Annotated in this window: 2 protein-coding genes; one reads left to right on the top strand and one right to left on the bottom strand. The window is 51.3% G+C overall.

Going from position 1 to position 2,703, the window contains the following annotated elements:
- Positions 1–605: 605 nt before the first annotated feature.
- Positions 606–1,259, top strand: a complete 654-nt coding sequence (locus tag H3V53_RS42720; RefSeq protein WP_336602974.1) for a C40 family peptidase — start codon at positions 606–608, stop codon at positions 1,257–1,259.
- Between the two features lie 729 nt (positions 1,260–1,988).
- On the opposite strand, the gene H3V53_RS42715 is transcribed toward H3V53_RS42720, so the two are convergent.
- On the bottom strand, positions 1,989–2,684 hold the full coding sequence (locus H3V53_RS42715) for an HD domain-containing protein (RefSeq protein WP_419539753.1): 696 nt from the start codon (positions 2,682–2,684) through the stop codon (positions 1,989–1,991).
- Positions 2,685–2,703: the final 19 nt, after the last annotated feature.

Raw genomic sequence — 2,703 nt, 5'->3', positions numbered from 1 at the left:
ATGATCTGGCTATCCGTGAACTTCGACTTCTTCATTGCGTAGAACTCCCTTTGCTGGAAATTCTACTTCTGATCCCGCTTACCGGACGGGGGCATTACCCTATGTGCGGCACCGCACATTTGAGCGTTTAAGATCCGGGATTTTGATTTTAACGACTGCCGCACAGTGTTCACGGGTCCCGTCAATTTCTAGATAAATATTAGTTAAATCGGGAGTGTTATATGCATTTCGACTGCTGCAGATTAATAATTAAAATTAAGCATGTATTTTCATAATCTAACGTTCACGCTTGCGATTACGAACGATGATGCCGATTGTGTGCTAACGCACATACACCACTTTCAAATGAAGTAATTTTCAATTTTACCAATCTGTAGCGTCGAGCTTCATATTGCTCAGACTCACGCGCCTGCTTATATCTTTAGTAGGATGCACTGAATCCCTACCTGATTGCGCGGCGCCAGGCCTGCTCTGCTCATGACAGTCAAGACGTCATGCACGGCGCAATTGTCAGGATAGCTAGCGCGTTTGCTGCTACCGCCGCAGCTTTGCGCACCCTATCCAGATTTTTTCAAAGACTTTGCTATACCTAAAAGGAGAAGAAGATGTCTCATAGCGATAAGCCCATAACGTGGGCTGAAAAGGTTTTTACTAATGATGCAGCTATTAGTCCATTCGGGAGGATATCAGCTAGCATAAAGGACATCGAAGATGCGAACAAATTGCTGGCAGCAGCTCCTGCGACTTCGCCTTTCGATGTGATGATTTATCTGGCGGGACTTAAAGAAACTGGATCTACTGGTGAATGCTTTAATGAGAGGTGGGATAATATAGCGAATCCACTTATACGTAAAATCTTCGAAGATATAGGGTATCCGCAAAAGGCATATGCTGGAGATTGTACGCCGTGGTGTGCGGCTACTTTATCGTGGGCTATGAAACGATGCAAGATTGACATACCAAAAGATCCTTTAATGGCTAGAAGTTTCGCAAAATACGGTGAACGTACTGATAGCCCCGTCCACGGGGACCTTGTGGTTTTCGCAAGCAGAAAGGGCGACGGTAGTGGGCACGTAGGGATATTTATAGACAAAACAAAAGAGGATGTTCGCGTCTTAGGCGCGAATCAAGCGAATATCAAAGCAAAGCCAACGAATTGTGGAGATGATTATCCAAACAACAAGGTTTGTATCAATTCTTTTCCATTGACCGACCCAATTTCACGATTAAGGTTTGATTCCTACCGAAAATATGGGTAGCGCAACGTATGCACGATGGAATAGACCGTGTGTGGCATGTCCAGATATTGTTCTATGTGTCGCGCATTGCTCGACGGAGGCCGAGGAATGAGTAGAAATCCTACGGTCGTCAGCCTGCAGGCATTGCAACATGCATTCCCGCGAGAGTATGGATTCTGTCAGAGGAAGGTTTTTTTGCGTGCATGGATTCTCATGCGCGCTTTCAAAGACAGACATCTGTAAGTGACGATGCTCCAGCAAGTGACTGCTGTACTTTTAAACTCGCCTCTCGAACCGCGATCGCCTGTCCGGCCGATATGGGTCGGGTCCGGCCGATCGTTGCTAGCGCTGCTGTTCGCCCCCGTTTGCAAACCGCGTCCGGCAGTACGCGGCCAATTTCAGACAGTCAGCGATGCTCCGGAGCTGACACCCCAACGGCCGTTGTATTCTAGATTCCCGACAATTGCACGCTACCTTTGTGTGTGGTCGGCTGAGCGTAGTACGTTCCCATTTCCCCTAAATCCGTGAAAGCGCCTACGCGTCGCCCTCCGCACGGTTTCTGTCAGAGCCTGCGTTCTGGGCTGCTCGCCGCGTCGGTCGTTGCTCACCAGCGCAAGCGACTCATAGCCGTCGCCATCCGGGCCTGAGACATCGGGCTTAGCGCCCAGCGGTCAACTGCGCCATAGGACAACGAAGAGTGAAAGCGTCGGGCCATGGGTGAGTTGCAGCCGGTACCCCCGAGTTGAATGCTTATTTTCTTGCGGCCCAATGAGAGTTGCGCATCAGCGCGCTGAAGTCTCTACGGACGAAGTGGGGATCCTCATAGGCCATTACATCGGCCAAGCCGGTGCCCTGAGTGGTTTCAGGCCGATGCTTGAGGCTTTCGTAAAGGGTACGCATGAAGACCTCGGCAAAGTCTTGCGGGTGAGGGTATGCCATCTCAACGGCGTCTCGCTGCTCGGCGGTGAAATTGTCGTAGCCCGCGCCAACCAGATCCATGTTCGCTCCCTGAGCAACAAGTGCTGCCAGCGGTGATACCTGTGCAGGGATACCGGTCGTTGTATGCAGCGCAATCGCAAGCCAGACTTGCTCGCTCGTGGCTTCCGACACGCCGTGGCTTCGCAGGAATTGGCGAGCGGCGTTCGCACCATCGACCTCGTATCGCAGATGGCTCTGAGCGTAATTCTCCGTCAAGCCATAATCATGGAACATTGCCGCGACGTACAAAAGCTCCGGGTCGTAGGGAAGGCCATTTCGTTGCGCAGTTAAGGCTGCCCAACAATAAACCCGCGTCGAATGCTCGAAAAGGAACTCCCCCTCCGAATCACGTATGTATCGGGCAGCGTCGCGTGCCAATTTGCTGTCAGGGATTGCTATGTTGGGCGTTCTATCGGCCGTGTCCGAACTTTGATGGTCCGGCGCAGGCGCTCGTCCAGCGGCACGCAAGTTCGACGTTTGAACGAAA

Origin of the sequence: Paraburkholderia bengalensis, from assembly GCF_037126505.1 — a bacterium.
Lineage (GTDB): Bacteria > Pseudomonadota > Gammaproteobacteria > Burkholderiales > Burkholderiaceae > Paraburkholderia > Paraburkholderia bengalensis.
The sequence above is the reverse complement of the archived record's forward strand: the minus strand, read 5'-3'. Positions and strand labels throughout refer to the sequence as shown.